We start from the raw sequence: 22125 nt of genomic DNA, 5'->3' as shown, positions 1-22125 counted from the left end.
AGTTGTTCGGTTATTCATTCTGGTCAAAGACCGCCCGGATTTGCTCGCTACTAAAGCCGCGACGCTGCAAAAAAGCCATACGTTTTGCTTTGTCTTTGTAATCAACAATGGCTTTTTCACCAAATTTCTTTTGATAGGCTTGGCGGGCGAGATCCCACCAGTCTATTTCTTCTGCGGCAATCGCCGTAGCGAGTTGCTGCTCGGTCAATTTGTGTTGACGACACTCTTGCAAAATATAGCGGTAACCATAGCCTTGGCGGCAGCGGTTACGCAATATCATTAATAAAAAACGATCTTCATTCAGGTAGTTTTCACTACTGCACCACTCGAGCACTACCGCTAATTCTTCGGCTGTGGCGCCCTTTTGCTGTAATTTAACAGAAAGCGCAGCCCGACTGTAATCTCGCCGACTTAAATAATTTAGTGCGGCTTGGCGTAATTCCCGCTGTCTATCTGCCGTCACACTTCTAATACGCCATCTTGTTGTGATTTAACTTGCAGCGCAAACAGCTCATTAAATGACAAGAAAAACGCAATATGTAACACCGGCATCACCACGATTAAGCCCAGGAAAAAGGTCGGAACTGTTAAGATAATCAGTAGCAAACTTAATAAACCAAAACTTACTAGGGCCGGAATGTTACGCCAGCAAGCGATAAAACTGGCTTGCAATATGGTAAAAATGCGCTGTTCTTTTAAAAAATAAGCAATCGCCACGGCATAAGCAAACAGCATAGCGGTGATCAGGGTGGCAATTAATAACAAGAGTAAAGACCAGCTATAGCCTGCAGCCACATCAGGGGATTCTTGTGCTAATTGCATGGTGGCAAATACATCAACACGAAATTGCGCTAACGGAATAGAAATTAAAAAGTTAAGCGCGGCAATCACTAATAAAATGCGCCGAGTGGCGGGTTCTTTAAACGGTTGGAATAACCAGTCGATACTGATTTTTTGTTGTTGCTGCACACCTAATACCGCACGGTAAAAACCGGCCGTAATAAAGGGGCTGGCTAACACCGCAATAATTAGGGTGATCTCGTGCAAACTTGCCAATACGCTTAACGCGAGGGTCAGTAAAATCATCTGCACAAAAACGATGGGATATTGCTTAAAAATGCCCCAGGCGTTTTTTAACCACGCTATCGAGGCAGCTGCGCTGACTCTGCGGATAATTAACTTTATTTGAAACGGCTTTTCCACAGGCTCTCCAAAACAACACCGCTACACCAACACTGGTGTAGCGGAAGTATGATACTGCAAAAGCCGATTAATTAAGAGACTGAATACCGGAAAAACTTCAGCTTTACTTGCCAGATTAACTTAAAGTTTAACGGATATTCGGGCCTAACCACATTTCTGCCGTTGCAAGGTCCCAGTCTTTGCGCTGCGCATAATCCGCTACCTGTTCGGCATCAATTTTACTCACCGCAAAATATTTACTATCCGGATGCGCAAAGTACCAACCACTGACTGCGGCACCCGGCCACATGGCATAGCTTTCCGTTAATTTCATGCCAATTTGCGCTTCCACATCCAGCAACTGAAACAGCGTGCCTTTTTCGGTGTGCTCTGGGCAGGCCGGATAACCTGGTGCGGGTCGGATCCCTTGATATAATTCACGAATTAACTGTTCATTATCCAAAGTTTCATCGGCGGCATAGCCCCAATACTGGCGGCGTACCTGCATATGTAAAAACTCGGCTAAGGCTTCTGCCAGTCGATCGGCCAAGGCTTTGGCCATGATGCTGTTATAATCGTCATGCACTTTGACAAATTCAGCAGCAAACTCATCTGCACCAAAACCTGAGGTAACCGCAAAAGCGCCAACATAATCGGCAATACCAGAGCCGACGGGGGCAATAAAGTCACTTAAACAGCAGTTTGGCGCATTATTACGCAGGGCTAATTGCTGTCGCAAACCGTGTAAACGGCAGCGCTCAGTTTGCCGACTGTCGTCGGTATAAATAATAATGTCGTCACCGTCACTATTAGCCGGAAAAAAACCAAAGGCGGCTTTGCCAGCAATGCGTTTTTGCTGGATCATCTTATCCATCAAGGCATTGGCGTCTTGATACACTTTTCGTGCTTCTAAGCCCACTTCGGGGTGATTTAAAATTGCCGGAAACTTGCCCGATAATTGCCACGTAAGAAAAAACGGTGTCCAATCAATATAGTCGCGTAATTGTTGTAAATCGACATCTTGCCAATAATGCACACCGGGCTGCACCGGTGCTGGCGCCACCTTGGCTAAATCAAGTTTAAACTTATTCTCGCGTGCCGCGCTTAAACTGAGCATTTTCTCGCCTGGGCGACTACGCAGATGTTGCTCCACCGCGATACGATATTCTTCGGTTACACGCGCTAAATAAGGCGGTTTGGCGTCTGCACTGATTAACGATTGCACCACCGATACGCTACGAGAAGCATTCGGTACATACACCACGCCATGCTGATAATGCGGTGCAATTTTCACTGCGGTATGCGCTTTAGAGGTAGTAGCGCCACCAATTAATAACGGAATAGTAAAACCTAAGCGCGTCATTTCTTTAGCCACATACACCATTTCATCAAGCGAGGGGGTGATCAGGCCCGACAAACCAATCACATCGACATTACGTTCTTTGGCAACCCGTAAAATCTCTGCGCACGAGACCATCACGCCTAAATCAATCACTTCAAAGTTATTACATTGCAGCACCACGCCCACAATGTTTTTGCCAATGTCGTGCACATCGCCTTTTACCGTGGCTAACAAGATTTTACCTTGCGCTTGGCCACCCGCTTTGTCTTGTTCAATATAAGGCTGCAAGTAGGCCACGGCTTTTTTCATCACCCGCGCCGATTTAACCACTTGAGGTAAAAACATCTTACCTTCACCGAACAAGTCACCCACCACGTTCATGCCGTCCATTAACGGCCCTTCAATCACGTGTAAGGGCTTTTCTGCTTGTTGCCGTGCTTCTTCAGTATCTAATTCAATAAAATCGGTAATGCCTTTAACTAACGCGTGTTCTAAGCGTTTACCTACTGGCAAACTGCGCCAAGCATCATCGACTTTTTCAGCCACACTGCCATCGCCTTTAAACTGGGCCGCCACATCCAATAAGCGCTCAGTCGCATCATCACGCCGATTTAAAATGACATCTTCTACCCGTTCGCGCAGCAGTAGCGGAATATCATCGTAAACGGTTAACTGACCCGCATTGACGATACCCATATCCATACCTGCGGCAACCGCATGGTATAAAAATACCGAGTGAATGGCTTCGCGCACGGCGTCATTGCCACGAAACGAGAACGACACATTCGACACACCACCAGAGATTTTGGCGTAAGGGCATAACCGTTTAATTTCACGCGTGGCTTCAATAAAGTCGACCGCGTAATTATTGTGCTCTTCAATACCGGTGGCGACCGCAAAAATATTCGGGTCAAAAATAATGTCTTCGGGTGGGAAGCCAACCTGCTCGGTCAAAATGTTATAAGCCCGTTGGCAAATTTCAACTTTGCGCTGCTGCGTATCCGCTTGGCCTTTTTCATCAAACGCCATCACTACCACGGCCGCACCGTAACGTCGCAATAAGCGTGCTTGCTTTAAGAACGGCTGTTCACCTTCTTTTAATGAAATAGAGTTAACCACGGCTTTGCCTTGAATGCACTTTAAGGCCGCTTCGATCACTTCCCATTTCGACGAGTCAACCATGATCGGCACCCGAGAAATATCAGGTTCAGACGCGAGCAAGGTTAAATAACGCACCATGGCGGCTTTGCTATCGAGCATCGCCTCGTCCATATTGATATCGATAATTTGCGCGCCATTTTCAACTTGCTGCCGTGCCACATCGAGCGCGGCTTCGTAATCGCCTTTTAAAATCAGTTTTTTAAAGCGTGCCGAACCGGTTACGTTGGTGCGCTCGCCAATATTGATAAATCGTGCTTGCTGTCGCATTACCACTCCACCGAAAAAGCTTCTAACCCGGCCAAATGAAAACTATGGTCGGGTGTTTTAGGTTGACGGGCTGGCATACCCTGCACTGCTTGGCTGATAGCAGCAATATGTTCAGGCGTAGTGCCACAGCAACCGCCAACAATATTTAAAAAACCTTGCTGCGCCCAATCGGCAATTTCTGCCGCCATCTCGGTTGCGCCTAAATCATATTCGCCAAATTCATTGGGTAAACCGGCATTCGGGTGTACCGAGACAAAAGCCGAGGAAATACCAGACAGGGTTTCGACATAGGGCCGCAATAAATCTGGGCCTAAGGCACAGTTCAAACCAAAGCTTACGGGTTCAACGTGGGCTAACGAATGATAAAACGCTTCTGTAGTTTGCCCTGACAAGGTGCGACCAGAAGCGTCGGTAATAGTGCCCGAGATCATCACTGGTAAACTATAACCAAGCTCGTCGAACACCTGTAATACGGCAAAAGCTGCGGCCTTAGCATTTAACGTATCAAAAATCGTTTCCAGCATAATGATATCCGCCCCACCGTCAACTAATGCCAGCGTGGCTTCCATATAGGCGGTGACTAACTCATCAAAGCTAACGTTACGATAGCCGGGATCGTTCACATCAGGTGAAATAGATGCTGTACGGTTAGTGGGCCCTAACACACCAGCGACATAACGGGGTTTATGCGGTTCGGTTGCTAAAAACTCGTCACACACTTGGCGTGCTAAGGCTGCTGCTTCGCGATTAATCCGCGCGGCTAAGTGCGACATGTGATAATCGGCCATGGCAATCGTCGTCGCATTAAAGGTATTGGTTTCTATAATGTCGGCGCCTGCTTGCAAATACTGACGATGAATATCGGCAATTAACGCCGGCTGTGTTAGCACGAGTAAGTCATTATTGCCTTTTAAATCCGATGGCCAATCGGCAAACTCGCTGCCGCGATAACCGGCTTCATCCAACGTTTGCTGCTGGATCATGGTGCCCATGGCGCCATCCAGAATAAAAATGCGTTGCTGTAGCTGCGCTCGTAGGGCAGCGGGTGTCAATTTGCTTCGATTCATTTAACTGTTCTGCCCAATTTGGTTAATATCAAAAGGCGTGGCTTGGTAAACATAGTAGTTTAACCAGTTACTGAATAATAAAAAGGCATGCGCCTGCCATAGCTTCTGCGGCCCTTGTAACGGGTCGTTATTACGATAGTAGTTTTCGGGTAACAAGGCACTAATGCCCGCAGCTAGGTCGCGTTTATACTCTTCATCGAGGGTAGTAAGATCATATTCTGGATGGCCAGTAACAAAGATCCGGTTACCCCGACTGTTCTGTAGCAAGTAAGCCCCTGTGGCATCGGCTTCAGCCAAAATATGTAAGTCGGCATGCTGCTGATATTTTTGGATTGGCACTTGCGCATAACGTGAATGCGGCACTAAAAATTGATCGTCAAAGCCACGCACTAAGGGGCTTAAAGGCTGCTTCACGTCTTGCCAATACACCCCTGATAACTTCTCACCGCGGATCTCACGTTGTAAGCCATAATAATGATACAAGGCCGCATGCGCTGCCCAACACAAAAATAAGGTGGAGGTCACATGGGTATCGGCCCAACGTAAAATCTCGCCAAACTGCTGCCAATAGGTAACATCTTCATAGTTAACAAGGCCTAAAGGCGCCCCGGTAATAATTAAACCATCGTAGTTTTGATCTTGCACATCAGAGAAATAACGATAAAAACAATTGAGATGGCTTTCTGAGGTATGCTTACTAACATGATCATCAATGCGCAATAACTCGATATCTAATTGTAGCGGGCTATTGGCCAATAAACGCAATAATTGGATTTCGGTAACGATTTTATTCGGCATCAAATTCAGGATGGCGATCCGTAATGGCCGAATGTCCTGCGAAGCAGCGCGGCTTTCTGTCATCACAAAGACGTTTTCTGCTGATAAAGCCTCTACCGCTGGCAACTGATCAATGACTTTTACTGGCATAAGCTACTCCGCTCACAGATTAATGGCTTACTGTGCTGAAAAAGCAGCTCAATGTCAACTTCTATACGTTTAGATGGCTAAATATGCGGCAATTCTTTGCTGTGCGTGCTGCGGTTGGGTTATTAGTCTATTTCGGCATTGGCCGTATGACCCTCTAATCAAGCTGTCACCTTGTGGAGAGATAATTTCTTTTGCATCGTTAAAAAATTACTCCAAGAAAATTCGATACCATTTTTGTGCATCCTCCAGCTCCAGCTGAAGCTTTAGGCAGCGTTTAACGTTTTCGCCCTTGGCGAGATACTTTCTTTTGCGTCGCCAAAAGAAAGTACCCAAAGAAAATGCGACCCCACTTCCGCTCGAAAGCCCGGCTGCTCATGCGTTGTCCAAGGCGAAAACGTAACTCGCGCGGCGCTACCGTCGCCGCACTCAAACACCCGTTTTCTTAAAACCTTGGCCAACGATGATCAGTCGGCTCGCTTCAAAGGGGGAGTTAATATTCTTAGCGGTATTCGCTTGACTGAACAGCTTGCTGACGATGACGGTTTTTAATGTTTAGTTTCTGACCGTCAAGGATCGGATTGAAGCTTGGCAAGTTAACAGCGAAGTAAACTTTGGCTGGAGACGTGTTTTTCAGGGATGAAAAAGAGGAGCGTACAGGGAGGTATTTACAGCGTGCTCCAGCCAAAGCTTTATGCAGCGCTAAACGTTTTCGGCCTTGGCGAAAATGTTTTTTAAAGTTGTGACATACCGACATGACAACCCAAGATCTATTTAAAACGAAATATGCGGTAATCTAAGGTGTTGCTTTACAATCAGACCACTGTTGATTGCAGCCCCGTCACTATTCTCGCACTGTTGAACAACAAACATTGAGTCCACGCCTGTGCTCTGCAACAATGTACCCTCTATTCAATAGCGAATAATGGGATCCTCGCCATGCGCGTTATACCTACTCACCTCCGCGCTTTGTTTTATCTTTGGCTTCTTAGCGGGCTATGGCCAACGTTTGCCGAAGCAGAGTGGCAGCGCCAGCCGTTTCAAACCATGGGCACGCAAGCCTATGTCGAGTTTTGGACTGACGATAACAGCCAAGGCCCCTTGCTGATCAGTGCCGTGCAAAACGAATTTGAACGCATTAATCAACTGATGAGCCCCTACCTTGAAAGCAGTGAGCTGAGCTTACTTAACCGCGATGCTAGCCAGCAAGCGGTCACCATCAGTGAAGAGTTTTACCAGTTGTTACAGCAAGCCGAACAGCTCGCCGAATTAAGCGCCGGGGCCTTTGACATTAGCTTTGCTTCGGTCGGGTTTAGCTATGATTATCGCCAGCATGTCAAACCCAGTATCGAGGATTTAGCCGCGCAGCGCAGTTTAATTAATTACCAGCATATTCAGCTGCTGGCCAATAACCAAGTACGCTTTGCTAAAGCCGGTGTCAAAATAGATTTAGGCGGTATCGCCAAAGGCTATGCGGTGGAAAGGTCTATTGCGTTACTGGCGCAAGCGGGCATTCAACATGCATTAGTTACCGCCGGCGGTGACACGCGCTTATTGGGTGATAAACGCGGTCGTCCTTGGTTAGTCGCCATTAAACACCCACGTAAATCTGACGATATCGTGGCGCAATTACCGCTTATTAATAGCGCCATTAGCACCTCAGGGGATTATGAGCGGTTCTTTATCGAAGATGGCGTGCGTTATCATCATATTTTAGATCCGAAAAGCGGTACAAGCCCTTCGGGTTTAATGAGTGTAACCGTGTTAGGCCCCGACACCACACGCACCGATGCACTGTCGACTACCTTATTTGTGCTAGGGCTTGAACGAGGTATGGCACTGATTGAGCAACAGGCAGACTATGAAGCCATTTTTATCAGCAGTGAGCATCAATTGTATTTTTCATCGGGTTTAGCGCGCTAGCCCCTAAGGTTAAACAACCCACCCCAGCGCCAGCGCAACGTGCTATATCAATTGCTCTGCGCCATTAAACGATAGGCGCAAACGCCGTTAAGCGATCTTGGCTGGCGGCATTACCTAAACCATGGAAAGGCGCGACCTCACTGAGTCGCCCTTGCTCACCATGCAAGGCTAAATAATTGAGCATCACCGTTTGCACTAATAAATTGACATTATTGGCCGCCATCGATGAGCCCGTTTCAACCGACGCATCAGGGCGCATAAAACCAATTTGCTGATGACGCGCTTGCTCGAGCGCCGTGCCCCCCAATAAACTGGGGCGACCATTCGGGTTATACACCAGCATAGCTGAGGCGGCGGTTGATGAGTTATCACCGGTCCACTCGCCTTTGCCACGGCCATTTACGCTGTCATCAATACGGCCATTACTAGCCACCGAACCATCAGAATACAGATAAATCATTAAAGGCTGATTACGTCTGGCGGCATATTCTAAACAAGCGCCAATACAGCGGCCTGCGCGCAAATCACGTAGCTCGCCAGTACCCCGCTCGCCGGTGTGATAATCATAGCCACCAATGGTTACGGTGCCAGCTCCAGCAAAACCATTGACCACCAGCTTCATCACCGACGCGGTTTTACGAAATTCGGCATCGCCGTTAAATTCAGCGCTGGTAAAAATACCGCTATTACCCACAATATCTGGATCGGCTGCGGGATCCAGGGTCGCAGGATTACCGAAACGGTCGGCCAAATCAGCGCTTTTCACATAACCACAACGCACCAACTCTTTAATGACCTGATCCCGACTTACCGCCGAGTTCACCCGCGCTAATTTGTTATCACTTAAACGCTGGATCGATTCCATAACGGCAACGGCATCGTTTTGATCAAGCAGGCCAAACAAGTCGCCAACATCGACTAAACCGGTAACATCACTAGGTCTGTCAATCTTGGTTGGCCGCCACTCTGGATTATAAAACTCAGCGGGTGCCATCGAGTTAGCGCCAGAATCCGAATTACGCGAGCCAATCAAAGGCATCAGCGAGCCGTTAGCACCGGCTTTGGCAATAGCATACATCGGATTATGGGGGTTATTACCCGTATCATTTTCTGAGCGAGAGGGGATCACCGCGCCATTGGTCATGGCTTGCGTAGCCATGGTGGTTCGCTCTAATATGCCGGCTAACAATTGTGAATCACTATGAAAAGCTAAGCCCAACTGCGTATTGACAAAACCACCGGCCGGATTGGCGGCATTCACTGCGCTGGGCACCATATCGGCGGGCAAACCTAATTTGCTATAGCCTTGGGTTGACAGAAAATCTAACTGCCCCCCGCGCCCCCGACCAAAATATTAGAGCCTGCGATGTTGGCGCCACCGGCCAGATCAAAACAAATAAAGGGGATCTTCCCTGCACCTTCGACGTTGATACCGCATTGGTTTTTCAACATTTCCAGATCAGGCGACAAACTGGCGTAAGCTTTAGTGGGATTGGCAAATAAGCTAAATACCGAGCCCGTGGTTAAAATACCGGCGCCAATACTCATGCCGCAGGCAATAAAGTCGCGCCGGGTGACGGGCTTGCTATGACAGGCATGTAACAGCGGCGCATCCGGGTGTAAGGCTTTTTTCGATTTCATCAAGAGCTCCTTAATACACGAGCATTTGTGCGCTCGCCAGCACCGCAGTGCAGGCGGCTTTAGCAATGGTTTGAGTGCGCTGGCTATCACAACTGCCATGACATTGGCTTAACCTGTCAACTAGGTTATTTAGCTCTACTCGCGCATCGCTGTTAGCGATATCTGTGGCCGCTTGCAAAGGCATAAAACGCTGCAGTAGCGGCTCAATCAAGCTATCCCGATTTGCGGGGCTCAACGCTTCAGCAGGACTGGCATTAAAATCAATGGCCGGAAACCACGCACTGCGCAACGTCGAATTACTGATTGCCGCATTACAGTAAGCGATCCCTAACTGAGTAATAGCCATTTGCTGCGCTGAAATAAAGGTTTCGATATTCGGCGTTGCCGGTAACTGCCGCGCTATGGTTTGATAGGTATTGGCTACCGCAGGGTTCGCTTGTGACACCCCGGTAAGCTGACTCATGCTGGCATGGATTGCCGCAAACGGCCGGATGCCAATATCGCTGCTACTGGAACTTGCCATACTGACGTCTTGTTGCGGAAAGCTTGCCTTGCTGCGTACATTGCTAAAGGCGCCAATCTCGGCGAACGATAAGAAAAACTCATCGCTATTCGCGCCCGACTCAGCCGCAATAATCGTGCCTAAGGCCGATAAGGTGTGAGGCTCGGTCAACACCGTACCTGTCGGCACGTTAAAGCGTTGCTTGATCCACGCTTGACCACCACTGCTCTCTTTACCGTTAATCGCTAACGCCATGCCGCTGATCGTTACATCGGCAGGTAAAGCGGCACCGTCTAAATTAATCAGATAAGGCTGACTAAACAGGTAAGAGTAATTATCAAACTGCGCCACCTCAAACACGATGTAGCTTTGCGGCAAATCAATTAAGTGGCCTATGGCAAACGGCAAATAGAACTTCTGGCCAACGCCAATACTGAAGTTTTGAGTGATTTGTGCTGCACTAAGCGCACGGTTATGAATGGCCAGTAACCGCACACTGCCCTGCCACTGCCGACTGCCATCCGCCTCGCTGCCCAGCATTAAGGCAAAACTGTCATCCCAGTTACTGATACTCGCCGCTTCGCGCCGCACACCACTGTCTTGGCCATTAACATAAATACGCTGGCCGTTAACCGGATCTTGCGTGAGCACCACATGTTGCAAACTGGCTTGCAGCAACTCATCGGCATCGGCGGTGCTCAGTGCCGGCTGCCCAGCAAAATTGCTTGCATTGCTGCGTAGTAAAAAATCATAGTTGTATTGGGTTTGCCCTAAGGTCAGGTTTCGGCTAATGGCACTGCCGGCATAACTAACTATGGCCGCAGGCCCTGCTTGCACCACGTTGGCGGGGATCAGCCAGGCTTCAATACTGAGCTCTCCGGTTGCGCCAATCAACCGCGCCAATTTGGCACTGCTCTGGGTACTGGCTTGCGCCCGACCACTGTTAATTTGCAAGCCCCAGCCAGTTAACCAGTTAAAATCGCCCTGTAAGGTTAAATTGGCCGCAGGCTCAACGCCAGAAGTATCAAAGGCTTGGCTACCTTGCCCCTCTTTAAATTGATAAAACGCAATTTGGTCACTTTCATAACGCCCACCGCTAGAAGCTACAACGCCATCTTCAAGTCGCAAGGCTTTAGAGGGCACTAAGGTAGGATCCAGTTCCGTTAAGGGTACAGCTTCGGAAATTTTGGTAATGGCAGCTAGCATTTGCGCCGCATCATTCGCACAATCGGACCAGCAGTTATGAAACTCTCCTCCTAGCCTGGCCACTAGGCGGGATAATGCGGGCCGATCTAAATTAATTAAACTACGACTTGCCTGATAAGCCGCACTGAGATCATTGGCAGCAAAAAAAGGCGCTTGCGCTACCGTCGCAGAAAGCGCGTGGCAATTGACACAATACTGCCGCACCAAAGGATAAACTTCGGCGGCAAATAAGCCCGGGCTCTCGGGCAAGGCTTTACTGGCACCGGCATCTCGGATCACCGGGGCAACTAATCGAACCGCAACTTGCTCCGCTCCGCTGGTATTGCCCCAGTTGCGTAACCACTGCGTAATGGTGTCAGCACAGGCAGTATTACTGCTTAGCCAGCAATTATGGCCACCCGCAACTTTTTGCACCAGCAAGGATTGCGCCGGATCGGCTAAATTAACCAAGGGTAAGGCGGCAGTGTAAGCCAGGTTAATATCATCACGGCGCACAAAAAAGGGTGCGGTATTACCCGGTTGATGGCAACTGCCACAGCGGTTGTCTGCCACCAAGTTATCCCACAAATTGAGTTTAAACTGCTGAATATCGGTAGTTTGAGGTGCAGGGCCGTTATAGTTGTTGGTGTTATTTGGTAACGCTGGCGGTGGATTTTGCTCAACTTCTGCGCCACCACAACCGAGCAACAGCATACTGGCTAGTACTAGCAAGAAAATTCGCATGTTCACTCCCCCATACAATAGGTGGCGGTGTCGGCGAACACCTGCTTTAAGTTATAACCGCTTTGACTAAACCGGTCGCGGGTTTGTTGGATCAAGCTGACATCGGCCAGGCTTTCTGGTGGCCGCAAACAGGTGGTTTCGAACACTTTTTTCACCTGACACTGCGCAAACGCCACCGAATTGGCTAATTCTTGGCCTAAGCTTTTCGCGCCATAACCTTCACCCGGTAAGCTGTTATCCCAACCCAGTGCTTGATTGCGTCCTTCCCGCCAATAGTTTTGCCAAAAATCATCTTCGGTTTTGTAACCCAGCGGGAAATTCCCCGAGTTAATATGGTATTTCGGCTGCACGCGACTACCGGTTTGATCATGACTGCTGCCTGCAGGCTGATAAAACAAACGGCCATTTTCCCCCGTTTCATCGGTAAATTGATAATCGTAATAAGCAAAAGCTTGCGCCAGCGGATCCATCCCGGCATGGCAAGCAACACAGCGATTATGAAAAATTCGGCTATCGCCACCGGGGCTGCGGCTAACATCTTGGCGGATCCGATCGGTAGGCGTACTGCCATCTTTCAATGGCTCTAAATCGGTGCACAGCTGGCTCATTAACGTAAAACGCAGCATGGCACGATTGGTCCCTAAATAGAAAAACGCTTTTGCGCCAGCGCGACTGGTCATCACACCGGCACTGGCCTCTGCGGGAATGCTCAGCAAACTGCTTTGCGAGCGCGGTTCCAGATACTGTTGTAAATCGACCCCTTGCTGATCTAACGCAGCGTAATGCGCATTGTTATTGGCGGCGTAAGGCGGTAAGCCTAAGCTGTCCGCGGCCACATACAGCACGTCGGTTTGCAAAATCTGCCGAAAATCAACGTTATCACGCACCAAACCAATAATAGTGGCACTGTAATCATTCAGCGGTTCAAAAATATCCAAATCACGGTTGGTGGCCGGCGAGGCAAACAACTTTAGTGTGGTGCGATAAAAGTCTGGATGCTGCATTGCCACATTCGCTGCAGCCTGGGCGTTACCCTGCTCCAGCAACGTGGTCATTTGCTGCAAGGTTGCCGCATCAGCTGGCACGCCAGCTAAGCGATCATGTAAGCGTTTGGCTTGCTCTAAAGCACCAGCCGAGGCGGTAGAACTGCAGAACAGCGCTAACAATAAGCCGAGTAAAAGCCGCTTAGTATAGCTTTGCATAGTTATCTCCTGCCCGCTTAACCGGGTAAAAATGCGATAGTCCACTGCGAACGGGTCGGCGCCACATCCGCTGCGCCAAAATTCACCGCTTGCAAGCGCAGTTGTAACTGCCGCTCCAATCGCTCGTCATTTAATTCACTTTCGATAATCGACACCTGCGCCAAACTGCCATCGGGGTTGATAATCAGCTCAAACACCACCTTGCCTTTTAACAAGGGGTTGGCGCGTAACGCACGGTTGTACAAGGTGTATAAGCTACTTTTATTGGCTTCTAGTATTTGGCGAATACTGGCTTCGCTACGCCCACCCTGCGCCGCTGCATCCGCATTACCTGCACTACGACTGGTGGTGCTTGATGCGGGCGCTGAGCTGGCTAAACCACGTAGCTCGGCATCAGTTACACGTACATTTTCGGCTTGCGCTAACTCAGCACGCGCAATATCCGAGCTCACTGCAACAGCCGCTTTCGCCGCTGTCTTCGCTAACACGGGGTTGGCGATGGTATCGGGCTCAGTTACAGCAGCACTTTGCTGTCCCTCGCGTTGTAATTGCGGTGCTTGGCGGTTAACCGTAAAGGTTTGCCTTAAGGCCGCTAACTCATCTTGCATGGCTAATAACCCCGCTTGCTGTGCGGTAGCGCGGGCTTGCTCTTGCGTAACCGGGCTGGCTTCAACGACTTTCGCTTCAGGCTTGACTATTGGCTCAGGTTCGGGCTCGGGAAGCGGCTCGGGCTCAGGCAGTACAATCGGCTCAGGGGGGATAATTTCCCGCTGCTCCAGCACCACTCGTGCTAACTGTGGCGGTAACTGTTCTAACTGCGTGCGACTGCGCTCAGGCACTTGATACAGCGGTATGGCAATAGACAACACCAGCAACAGCACCAAGCCGGCAATCACCACCCGAGTAAAAACGGTATCTTCATCTTGCCAGCTCGCGTGCTGTTGCCAAGTCAGTGTGCTCATGGCGTTGCCTCCAACACCTTACTGTGTTGCTCTACGGCTAATGAAATATCGCGATACTCAGTGCCGGCACACATTGCCATTAAACGCCGTAGCACGGCATAGGGGGTGCTGGCATCAGCTAAAATGGTTAGCGGTCGCCCCAGTGCTTGCTGCTCTTCTGTGAGCGCAGCGGTACGACCGGCTAAATAATTCAGCTCTTGCTGCACCGCCTCGCTTAATTCCTCTTGCCATAATACAGGCGCTTGTTGCCAATCACCGCGCCAGATAGCTTTGCCTTGAATTAACACGCCATTTGCCGTCACAGTGAGCAACACCTGCTCACGCGGTAACTGTTCTGACACCGATTGCGGCAAACTCATGTCTTTATTACTGGGTAATACCACCACATCCGACTGATTCACCATCAAGAAAAACACCAAGATGGTAAAAATATCCATCAACGCCACCAGGTTTAATTTTGAGCTTTGCGCCAGTCGTTTGTGTTGCTTGAGCATGCGTTTTGCACGAAATGATTGCTTCATTCTGTGACCTCGCTGGCGCCAGCGGGCAACTGCCCCAAGGAAATAACCGGAAACAACTCCGCATCAACCACCGAGGCAGCAACTACGGTTTTAAACGAGCGCACTGTATCCATGGCACTGACTAGCGTTTGGTAATCTAAGTCTTCTGATGCCAGTAAACGGATATCACGCTTGTCGATTTGTTGCTGCTGCCAAGTCAGTTTCAGATCTTGTAAAAATGCGGAGAGCGCCGCGAAGTCAGGTTCTGCGTCTGGCGTGTGGCTAAATTCTCGCAGTAACTGACCGGCCGGATAATTTAAGCGCAGCCGATCGCTTCGCAGTTCCAATTCCAGCAATTGCGGATCCTCTCGTTCTTGCTGTATTAACTGCTCAACTTGGGGCGGCAGTTGAATGTTCAACACACGGATCTGGGTAAACACTAAGCTCAGCAACAACACCGGCACCAACACAATCATCAGATTCATAAAAGAGGTGATGTCGAGCTCAGCGTCGTTTTGCTTAATTTTATGCTTTCTGATCATCCCGGCCACCCGTAAAACGTTGTCCGATACTGTTCATCAATTTGATGCCGGCCATCTCCATGGTGTCGACAATGCTGGCCGTTTTACTTTGTAATAATGCATGCACAAAGACCAACGGGATCGCGGTCATCAAACCAAAAGCGGTGGTGTTCATCGCCACCGAAATACTGGATGACAATAAGCTGGCTTTTTCAGAAGGATCGGCATTTGCTACCGCCGAAAAGGCAGCGATTAAACCTACAATGGTACCGAGTAAACCGAGTAAGGTGGCGACATTGGCTAAGGTGGCTAAAAACGGTGTGCGTTTTTGCAAACGCAGGCTGTATTCCAGTACCACTTCTTCCATGGCGTACTCCATATCTTCACGCCGATGTGATGACGATAACCGATTGACACCGCTAGCGAGCATTAAACCTATGGCGGTTTGGCTCGATTCCGCTTGTGTTAAGATCGCTTGGGTATCGGCCGCGGCAATGGCCGGTTGTAACTGGCGATAAGCTTTTTGGTTATTGGCATATACGCCGCGTAAAAACCACCAACGCTCAATCGTAATGGCTATACCTAAAATCAAAATAAAGGCAATAGGGTAAATAAAATAGCCGCCTTCCTGCAAAAACCGCACTATGCTGTTAACGAAATCCATGCTGTAACCCTCTTAATTATTTTTAGTAGATACGGTATTGGCTGGTTGCTGTTGTAGCGACTGAGCCTCAATAAAACGCAGAAATTGCTGGCGATCCAGCGGCTGTATGGGTGCCGGTGGCACATCAAGCCCCGGCGCCGGAATACGAATTTGGGCAATACTGTCTTGCCATGGCAAGACATACAAGGTGCGCGGTTGCTCTTGGTTACCACTGATAGTGGTGCTGACATCAACCCGTACGCTCGCTGCCGCTTTGTTGGTTGCAGCAGCCGAGGGGTTAGGCTCTGGCAAAGCGCGGTTTTGTTGCTGCGCCAGTGTCGCACTCGACAGCAGCAATACACTTAGATAGGTGGCGGACATGAGATAATTCTTCATGCGTTACTCCTGTTGTGGCAGCAAACTCAGCCAAGCTTCAGCCAGCGGATCGCCGGTAAGTTGCTGATATTGCGTGTAGTGATAACGAGCCTGCTCGGGTTGCTGTAAATACAGCTCATACAAAAACCCCAAGTTTTTATGCGCATCGGCATAATCGGCCTGCTGGTTTAACGCCGCCAACCAATGCCGCTCGGCTTGTCGAAAATGCCCCGCCTGGCGCGCTATCACGCCAAGTAAATTGCTGGCTGCCACATAATCTGGCCGCAGCTCAAGCAGCTGGGTAAGCTGTAAGCGTGCGGCTTCAATCTGTGCTAATTGCCAATAGCACAGCGCCAAGTTGTAACGGATCCCTGCAGCAGCGGGGACGGCTTCAGCCAGTGGCTGCAATAATTGACTTGCGCCAGCGTAATCTTGTTGACGCATGAGTGTTTTTGCTTGCTGATAGCCCTCGGCTAAATCGGCACTCAACGCTGGCCAAACCGTGGGGCTAGTTACCGCAGTTGCCGTGGCGGTGTGTTCCACAGCATTGGGTTCAGCTTGTTCCACTGAGGGGGCGCTAACACTGGGCTCGGTCACCGGCAGTAATGTTGAAATTGCAGCGCAATGGCTGAGCAATAACAACATGCCAAGCGCAGCACTAACACGGCGCAGCGCTCGCCAAGGCTGAGCGAGGCTTTGTGCGGTTAGGATGTTGCTACTGTGGTGTTTAATAAGCGTCATCGGCCAGCTCCAAGTACACTTCAGGTTTGCGATAACGCGCCGGCGATAATTCGGCTAACTTAGCAAAACTGGCGGCAACCCACTGATCATAAAGTGGCTGCGTCACCAAGGCGGCATTTTGCTGGTGAATTTCAATCGCCAACTCTTCAAACGGATAGGCTTGCTCTTCTAGCAATAAATCATATTGCTCTAGTGCTAGCGCATCTAGCCCCTTGGGTCGCTGCGACGTTAACAAGGCACCGGCCATCTGTTGATACAAACTGGCCACCTGATATTGTGCTTGGCTGTAAAAGTCGGCGACTTGCCAGCCCATGCTCGTTTGCAGCTGCTCAATGGCCGTGGTCATGTGAGCTTGTTTTTTGCGTAAGTTATCGCGCAGCGGTTGTTGCAGCAGCACGGCTTCAAACAACCGGCTGTGATATAACCCTAGCTGTAATGCTGCATCGGCGGCCAAATAACGACTGCGCTCAGTGCCCTGAGCTTGTTGCTGCTCGGCACTGACGAGTTGCTGATACCAAAAATTACGCCGAGTCAGATCATTATCCGCTTGATACAATTGCACTAACACCGCCCGCGCTTCTTGCGCAGCTAAATGCGGCTCAGGATAGCGATTGGCATAATTGCGATAAGCTGACCGCGCGGCATCGCGGTTGCCCGCGCGTAAATAATAATCGGCGGCTTTAGCCAATATACGTTGTTGTTCAGATCCCTCAGCCAAGCGTTCAATTTGTTCACTGAGTAAATCGGCCGCTTGCTGCCAATCTTGTAACTGCTCATAGCTATTTAACAATGCCAAGCTAATCGCCGTTTGCTCGCTACTGTTCGGATACTGCTGCTGATAAGCGAGCATTAACTCAATCGCCTCAGCCCAAGCTTGTTGCTCTAGCTGCAAACTGATTTGCTGATAAGCCGCGCTTTGATGATATTCCGAAGTGGGTAAAGCTAATAAGCGTTGCAAATGGGCTAACTGTGCGCCAACCGATAAATAGCCTAGCTGTGCTTGCTGATAAATCGCTGAGGCGCGCTGCGCCGTTAATAACTGCGTACGGCTGCGACCTAACTCGCTAGCATCGTTTTGATACAACGCCAGCAACGGTTCAATGTTTTGCTCTGCTGCGGCAAAGTCGTCTTGCGCTAATAGCGTTTGACTGACAATAAAACGCGCTTCATTTACTAAAGCTGGCTGGCTTAACTCTGGATGGGGCCATTCTGTTACGCGACGGGCGAAACTGGCGACTTCAGCAAAGGCTTTACGCTGATACTGATCGGTCAGTTGGTTTAAGGCAATTTGCTGTGCCGCAGGATGCCGGCTGTGCCAACGGACAAATTGGTTTTGCTCATGCCACCAAGCAGCCGACAGCTCGGATAAATCCTCACTGTTATTCATCTTGGCCGTGGTATAAATGCGCTCACTCAGTAATAAAGCGCGGTATGCCGCCTGCTCGGCACTGACATTGCGTGCGTTCAAATCAACCACGCCGTACCCCAGCTGCTGATAGAGTGCGAGCGCAGGTTTAGGCTGACCGCTTGCCGCTAACGATTCGGCCAATAAATAGCGCACATCATCGGGCCACAATAAACTGTCATCGACTTGTTCAGCCGCAACAAACGGCTGTATTACTAGCAATTGCTGCCAAAACGGCACCGCTTCTGCAAATAAACTCGCTTGCTCGGGCACTGCGGCTTGCTGGGCTAACTGATAACGTTGCCGGGCAAAATAATCGAGGTATTGCGCCAAGATGGGCGCTAAGTCTGCTTGCTCACGAGGTAGCGCTTTTTGCCAAAAGGCACTGGCGGGGCCAAATAAACTGACAAAGCTCAACTGTGCCTGCTCGGCAGCCGCAGCATCGGCCTGTGCTAAATGGTATTGCACAATCTTCAATTGCATCTGTGCTGCTTCTAATGCGAACGGCTGATAAGTAATAAATTGCCGATAGCTGTCAAGCGCCGCTTGCTGCAGATCTTTTTCAAATAAAAAGTCGGCCAAGCCCTGAAATAACTGCGCCTGAAACGCCAAGGGCCGACGTTCAGCCGCTTTATCTTGAAATGGCGTACGCTGCAACAAGGCTAATAAACTGCTCGCCTGCTCTTGATAACTCAGCGAAATACTTAAAATGCGTTGTAACTCTTGCTGCAGACTTTGTTGTTCATCCAAGCTGTTTGGCTGCACAGTCATATCCAGCGCCAGCAAGAAAGCTTCATCCGCTTGCGCATACTGCTGCAACTGAAAATGGCTCCAGCCACGCATATACAACGCATGCAGCTTTAATTCCGTTTTAGCGAATCCCAATACCTGGTTAAAGGCTTTTAAGGCGGCGCTATAGTTAGCCTGACTGTAATCAATATCACCTATTCGAAACCATAACTCGGCAGCAAATTCGCTACGCGGGAACTGCTGTAATAAGCGTTGCATTTGTTGCTGTGCCGCCGCATTGTCGCCACTTAAATCCAAAGCCCGAGCGAGCTGATAGCGGATCAGTTCGTTATTCAGATCATCCGGATATGCTTGTAAAAGCTGTTGGTATTGCGCAATTAAACTGGCTAAAGCCTGTTGCTCAGCCGCAGGCGGCAAAGCCACCCGCTCTAATTGTTGGGTATTCAGTTGTGACAGTCGATACAACACTTTTTGCCTTACATCGGCCGCCGGTGCGAGGGCTAATAACGATTGATAAACCTGTTGTAATTTATCGGCATTAACCGTTTCGGGTGGCTCAGTACTGAGTGGGGTATAAGGCATAAACTCACCCAGCGTGGGCCGACGCACCACTTTTTCAGTTGGCGTGCTGCAGGCTGTTAAGAGTGTCGTGGCGAGTACAGACAGTAGCAACCATGGCATTGGGTGACGCATCAGTTGGCCTCCTCGGTGCTCAGCAACACTTGCTCCATTAAGCGCGCAATGGCTTGGGTGTTCAGTCGTTGTAAGGCCATCAGCTGCTCGCGCTCTGCTAAACGTTGTTGTTGTAACGCCTGATTCAAGGACCTCAATAATTGTTGTTGTTGTTCTGCCAGCAACACGCTAAAACCTTGCTCATTAGCCATGCTTTGGGTTAATTGTTGCTGCTGCGCCAATAGCCGTGTGGTTTTACCCTCTAACGCGGTTAAGCGCTGGATACCGCTATCAATCTGCTGTAACTCAGCGGCTAGCTGTTGCTGCAACTGCGCTAACTGATAACTGCGCTCGGCACTATTTTGTTGATAGTGCCAGGTTAATAAGCCTTTAAGCCGCTGTAATCGGGCATTTTCTGCGGTCATGTCGCGCCCATCTGCCGCTAACTGCTGAAGCCGGCTGCTGGCCCGAGTGAGCATGTGTTGCTGTTGGCTAAAAGCCTGCTCAGCATCGTTAAGCCACAATAATTGCGCCATAGGCTCGTTTTGTGCTTGGCGTATCGTCTCGGCTAAGGCAGCGCTTTGTGCCTGCAAGCCTTGCTGTTTAGCCGTTAAACGGGGCAAAGCTTGAGTCAGTAGTTGCTGTTGCTGTTCCAGCTTGCTTTGCACCACGTCAGTTAAATGTGCTAAACGCGCTAACCGTTGCTGCTGCTGTTGCTGCAACTGCGCCACGGCGTCTAATTGTCGGTTTAATTGATATAACGCGGACTGTTGGCGTAATTGATAAAACTGCCACGGCGTTAACGTATCTGGATTAGCCAATTGCTCCGCAGTAACAGGCACCCGATAACCGGCATTAGCCGTTAATTGGCGTTGATAATATTGCTCAGCCCAGCGGTAAGCCGCTAGCGCCTGTTGCTGCTCAAAGGTGAGTTCCAGTTGCATACCGATTTGATGCGCCGCCAGCCAACTCGCTGGTGCCAAAGGGTAACGCGTAATTAATTGCTGCAATACCGCTAATAACACCGGGATCTGTCGGTTTTCGATCAGCACATCACGGTATAGCGTCATAGCGGGTAAGGTGAGCACGCTATTGCTGGCAAAGCCGCGCAGCACTTGTTGCGCTTCGGCCCAGCGTTTTTCATCCACTAACAAACCGGCTTTTAGCAGCAATAAGTAATCGGCCAAGGCATCGCGTTCGACCCTATCATCACTGCCCATGGCGGTGCTTGGCTCGCGAAAGAGTTGCTGCCAAAAACTCATGGTGGTTGGCTTAGATAACGCGGTATTTAACCGCGCTAACAATTGTAATGCCTGTGCGCTTTTTTGCTGTTGGCGCAGCGCCAAGATATGGTTAATGACCACATAAGGTAATTCAGCTTGACCCGCCAATTGCTGAAACACCTTGTCATCAAAGGGGGCTATATTGGGCCAAGTTAACATCTGCCGCAATAAAGTCGCTTGCCCGGTTAACTGCAACAGCGGTGCAGTAAGCTTGGCAAAGTAAAAGCGCGCCTGCTCCGGTTGCTGTTGCTCAAATTGATATTGGCTAAATTGCAACAACGCCACGTTGCGTAACTCTTGAGGTAAAGCCTCACTGACCGTTTGCTCGGCTAGCAGTTGCTCTAATAATGCGGCAGTGGCCGCAGGCATGTCTAATTGCAAAAATAAGCCGGCTTGCAACAAACGTGCTTTAGCCGCAGGCTCGGGCGCCAAACTTAAATGCAACAGCGCTTGATAATCATCGTCGCGATAAAAATGCCACGCCGCCAACCGATACTGCTTTTCTGTTAGCAGTAAGGACTCGGTAGCCTGTGAACTCGGTGCGCTTAGCAGCAGCGTTAATAAAACACTGCAGCAGCTGAACAGGCGATAATTCAATTGCCAGACCATGCTTCAACACTAAAAGCAGGTTGGTAATTCGCCGAACTATCGCTAATTTTCAGCTCAAGTAGCACCGCATCATCTGCCTTAGTAAAGGTGTGGCTGATGGCTCGGCGATAATCACGCTTATCAGGGCCTTTACCCACAAACACCGCAGTTAAAGTATGTTCACCGGCGCGAATATTGCCTTTAAATAATGGCTGAATGGCGCCGCGCAATAACCCGGCGATTTCTTTTTCGGTATACAGATACGCCGTAACCGACTCATCGTTGAGTTTAAGCTGGACACTGTCTAGCTGAAAAAACTGCCCCGCATCCACCGACAAAAATACCGCCAATTGCGTTTGTGCCGGAAACAATAATTCTTCTTCCAAAATGAACAATTCGCGATTCAAAGCAATAGCTTGTTGTTTTAATTGCTCAAGCTGTTGCTCTGCAGACTCTTGCGCCAGCAAAGGCATGGCAACCAACAGGCTTAGCAATAGGCTGGCAAACAGGAAAAAGCGCGGTCGGTGCAAGCTCATAAAACACCC

General features: G+C 49.6%; 19 protein-coding genes. 1 reads left to right on the top strand and 18 read right to left on the bottom strand.

The window, feature by feature from the left end:
• Nucleotides 1-10: 10 nt before the first annotated feature.
• The 5 genes from ACUJFL_RS05080 to ACUJFL_RS05060 all read right to left on the bottom strand — a co-directional run bounded on the left by ACUJFL_RS05080 (nt 11) and on the right by ACUJFL_RS05060 (nt 5946).
• Nucleotides 11-463 carry a regulatory protein RecX gene (locus tag ACUJFL_RS05080; protein ID WP_445428659.1) on the bottom strand — a complete coding sequence of 151 codons (453 nt, stop codon included), beginning with the start codon at nt 461-463 and terminating at the stop codon, nt 11-13.
• On the bottom strand, nt 460-1203 hold the full coding sequence (locus tag ACUJFL_RS05075) for a hypothetical protein (protein ID WP_226749655.1): 744 nt from the start codon (nt 1201-1203) through the stop codon (nt 460-462). Before ACUJFL_RS05075 ends, ACUJFL_RS05080 begins: the two co-directional genes overlap by 4 nt.
• 127 nt (nt 1204-1330) lie before the next feature.
• Complete coding sequence (metH, locus tag ACUJFL_RS05070; protein ID WP_445428658.1) at nt 1331-3952, bottom strand: methionine synthase; 2622 nt, start codon at nt 3950-3952, stop codon at nt 1331-1333.
• Nucleotides 3952-5019 (bottom strand): homocysteine S-methyltransferase family protein, encoded by a 1068-nt coding sequence (locus ACUJFL_RS05065; protein ID WP_445428657.1) that lies wholly within the window; start codon nt 5017-5019, stop codon nt 3952-3954. The genes metH and ACUJFL_RS05065 overlap by 1 nt, the downstream gene beginning before the upstream one ends.
• The gene (locus ACUJFL_RS05060; protein WP_226749652.1) at nt 5020-5946 is read right to left on the bottom strand and encodes a homoserine O-succinyltransferase; all 927 of its coding nucleotides are present in this window, start codon (nt 5944-5946) and stop codon (nt 5020-5022) included.
• 936 nt (nt 5947-6882) lie between these two features.
• Between ACUJFL_RS05060 and ACUJFL_RS05055 the strand changes: the two genes are divergently transcribed.
• Nucleotides 6883-7866, top strand: coding sequence for an FAD:protein FMN transferase (locus ACUJFL_RS05055; protein WP_226749651.1), 984 nt, complete (start codon nt 6883-6885; stop codon nt 7864-7866).
• Nucleotides 7867-7930: 64 nt separating this feature from the next.
• Here ACUJFL_RS05055 and ACUJFL_RS05050 read toward each other — a convergent pair whose 3' ends face one another.
• Genes ACUJFL_RS05050 through ACUJFL_RS04990 form a run of 13 tightly spaced genes read right to left on the bottom strand, consistent with a single transcriptional unit; the run spans nt 7931 to nt 22116 of the window.
• A complete protein-coding gene (locus ACUJFL_RS05050) occupies nt 7931-9142 on the bottom strand; it encodes a hypothetical protein (protein ID WP_445428656.1) in 1212 nt (403 codons plus the stop codon).
• Between the two features lie 47 nt (nt 9143-9189).
• Nucleotides 9190-9507 (bottom strand): hypothetical protein, encoded by a 318-nt coding sequence (locus ACUJFL_RS05045; RefSeq protein ID WP_445428655.1) that lies wholly within the window; start codon nt 9505-9507, stop codon nt 9190-9192.
• A 10-nt stretch (nt 9508-9517) separates the two neighbouring features.
• Nucleotides 9518-11938, bottom strand: coding sequence for a LamG domain-containing protein (locus ACUJFL_RS05040; protein WP_445428654.1), 2421 nt, complete (start codon nt 11936-11938; stop codon nt 9518-9520).
• 2 nt (nt 11939-11940) lie between these two features.
• Entirely contained in the window at nt 11941-13140 is a 1200-nt protein-coding gene (locus ACUJFL_RS05035; protein WP_445428653.1) for a hypothetical protein, read from the bottom strand.
• 17 nt (nt 13141-13157) lie between these two features.
• Nucleotides 13158-14102: an AgmX/PglI C-terminal domain-containing protein gene (locus tag ACUJFL_RS05030; protein ID WP_445428652.1), complete on the bottom strand. Its 945-nt coding sequence runs from the start codon at nt 14100-14102 to the stop codon at nt 13158-13160.
• Complete coding sequence (locus ACUJFL_RS05025; protein WP_306177042.1) at nt 14099-14623, bottom strand: ExbD/TolR family protein; 525 nt, start codon at nt 14621-14623, stop codon at nt 14099-14101. The genes ACUJFL_RS05030 and ACUJFL_RS05025 overlap by 4 nt, the downstream gene beginning before the upstream one ends.
• Nucleotides 14620-15144 (bottom strand): biopolymer transporter ExbD, encoded by a 525-nt coding sequence (locus tag ACUJFL_RS05020; RefSeq protein ID WP_445428651.1) that lies wholly within the window; start codon nt 15142-15144, stop codon nt 14620-14622. The genes ACUJFL_RS05025 and ACUJFL_RS05020 overlap by 4 nt, the downstream gene beginning before the upstream one ends.
• Nucleotides 15128-15787: a MotA/TolQ/ExbB proton channel family protein gene (locus ACUJFL_RS05015; protein ID WP_226749644.1), complete on the bottom strand. Its 660-nt coding sequence runs from the start codon at nt 15785-15787 to the stop codon at nt 15128-15130. The genes ACUJFL_RS05020 and ACUJFL_RS05015 overlap by 17 nt, the downstream gene beginning before the upstream one ends.
• 12 nt (nt 15788-15799) lie before the next feature.
• Nucleotides 15800-16162, bottom strand: coding sequence for a hypothetical protein (locus tag ACUJFL_RS05010; protein ID WP_445428650.1), 363 nt, complete (start codon nt 16160-16162; stop codon nt 15800-15802).
• Between the two features lie 3 nt (nt 16163-16165).
• On the bottom strand, nt 16166-16882 hold the full coding sequence (locus tag ACUJFL_RS05005; RefSeq protein WP_445426287.1) for a tetratricopeptide repeat protein: 717 nt from the start codon (nt 16880-16882) through the stop codon (nt 16166-16168).
• Nucleotides 16869-19730, bottom strand: a complete 2862-nt coding sequence (locus ACUJFL_RS05000; RefSeq protein WP_445428649.1) for a tetratricopeptide repeat protein — start codon at nt 19728-19730, stop codon at nt 16869-16871. Before ACUJFL_RS05000 ends, ACUJFL_RS05005 begins: the two co-directional genes overlap by 14 nt.
• The gene (locus ACUJFL_RS04995; RefSeq protein ID WP_445428648.1) at nt 19730-21601 is read right to left on the bottom strand and encodes a hypothetical protein; all 1872 of its coding nucleotides are present in this window, start codon (nt 21599-21601) and stop codon (nt 19730-19732) included. The genes ACUJFL_RS05000 and ACUJFL_RS04995 overlap by 1 nt, the downstream gene beginning before the upstream one ends.
• A complete protein-coding gene (locus tag ACUJFL_RS04990; RefSeq protein WP_226749639.1) occupies nt 21586-22116 on the bottom strand; it encodes a hypothetical protein in 531 nt (176 codons plus the stop codon). The genes ACUJFL_RS04995 and ACUJFL_RS04990 overlap by 16 nt, the downstream gene beginning before the upstream one ends.
• Nucleotides 22117-22125: the final 9 nt, after the last annotated feature.

It is taken from the genome of Alishewanella sp. HL-SH05, from assembly GCF_052655985.1.
Note: the sequence above shows the minus strand (reverse complement) of the source record. Positions and strands in the feature narration are given on the sequence as shown.